Here is a 1,680-nt window from a genome sequence, read left to right on the forward strand (position 1 = left end):
GTCCGTTCATCGCACGATGTCGGCGATGGCGACCAGGAAATCCAGCACCGTGCGGGTGCGCAGCGGCAGGGCGCGCGGCCCGGTATGGACCGCGTGGATGGGCAGGTCCGGCACCGTCCAGTCGGGGAAGAGCCGCACCAGACGGCCGGCCGCCACGTCCTCGGCCACCTGAAAGGACGGCAGCAATCCGACCCCCAGCCCGGCCAGGGTCGCCTTCAGCACCGCCTCGCTGCTGTTGGCGCGGAAGGGGCCGCTGGCGGCGACCACGCTTTCCTCGCCATTGCCCACGAAATGCCAGTCATGGCGCGTGCCGCCATAGGTATAGGCGACGCAGGGATGGTTCAGCAGGTCGCGCGGGTGCTGCGGCGTGCCCCGCCGTTCCAGATAGCGGCCCGACGCCACCGCGACCCGCCGGACGGTGCCCAGCCGTCGGGCGATCAGCGACCCTTCGGCGATCTCGCCCACCCGGATGGCCAGGTCCAGCCCCTCTTCCACCAGGTCGCCGAACCCGTCGCGCATGATCAGCTCGACCGACAGGTCGGGGTGGCGGTCCAGCAATTCGCCCAGGCGCCCGGTCATGTACAGGCCGAACGCGGTCGTCACCCCCAGCCGCACCAGGCCCGAGACCGACGCCCGGCGGCGGCCCAGCGCGGTCTCGGCGGTTTCGAGGATCTCCAGCACCTCATAGGCGTGGGGCAGCAGGCTGCGCCCGTCCTCGGTCATCATCAGGCTGCGGGTCGTGCGGGCGAACAGCGTCGTGCCGTAATGCGCCTCGAGCAGCGCGATATGGCGCGAGATGGTCGGCTGGCTGGCCCCGGTTTCGCGCGAGACGGCCGAAAACGACCCCGTCGCCGCGACGCGGACGAAACTGTGAAGGGCAGACAGCAGATCCATGGCCACCGATGCTTGGACTATTCCGGACTGTTCCACGCCCTTTCTATGGCCGCGCCCCCGGACGCACAACGCGGCATCCGGCAGCGCCGGCATGTGCCGGACGCATCAGGCCGCAGGCCGCGATGCCGGATGGCGTGACGGGATCGATCGTCCCGCGGACCTTTTTTCGGGGCTCTGCCCCGTCGTCAGATATGTCCCTGGCGCCCCTGGCCGCGCTGCCCGGTCTGGAATCGCGCCTCGGCCCGCCGGGCCAGCCGCACGAAGGGCAGGCCCAGCAGCAGATAGGCGACGCCGATCAGCAGGCCGGTGCCGAAATAATCGTAATAGGTCGAGGACAGCCGGACATAGGTCTGGCTCAGCTCGGTCAGGGTGATGACGCTGACCAGCGAGGAATCCTTGAGCAGCGAGATGAAATCGTTGGTCATCACCGGGATGACCATCCTGACCGCCTGCGGCACCACCACGAAGCGCAGCGCCTGGGCATGCGTCATGTTCAGCGCCAGCGCCGCCTCGATCTGCCCGCGCGCGACCGATTGCAGGCCGGCGCGGTAATTTTCCGCCTCGTACGCCGCATAATTCAGGCCCAGCGCCACCACGCCGGCCACGAAGGGCGACAGGCGCAAGCCGATCCCCGGCAGGGCGTAGAAGATGAACAGGATCTGGATCAGCAGCGGCGTGCCGCGGACGATTTCGACATACAGAACCGCCAGCCCGCCCAGCCAGCGCGGCCCGTAGCGCCGCAGCAGCGCCAGCGCCAGCCCCAGCCCCACCGCCACCACCATCGCG

At 69.4% G+C, this 1,680-nt stretch carries 2 protein-coding genes; both read right to left on the bottom strand.

What is annotated here, in order from left to right:
• Positions 1-6 precede the first annotated feature (6 nt).
• Complete coding sequence (locus HUK84_RS17195; protein WP_176641350.1) at positions 7-894, bottom strand: LysR family transcriptional regulator; 888 nt, start codon at positions 892-894, stop codon at positions 7-9.
• Positions 895-1,079: 185 nt separating this feature from the next.
• A partial coding sequence (locus tag HUK84_RS17200; RefSeq protein ID WP_176641351.1) for an amino acid ABC transporter permease occupies positions 1,080-1,680 on the bottom strand: 601 nt, incomplete at its 5' end.

It is taken from the genome of Nguyenibacter vanlangensis (assembly GCF_013376155.1).
Lineage (GTDB): Bacteria > Pseudomonadota > Alphaproteobacteria > Acetobacterales > Acetobacteraceae > Gluconacetobacter > Gluconacetobacter vanlangensis.

Coding starts and splice junctions, on each gene's coding strand:
- HUK84_RS17195 (WP_176641350.1), bottom strand. CDS start 894: ATGGATCTGCTGTCTGCCCTTCACAGTTTCGTCCGCGTCGCGGCGACG.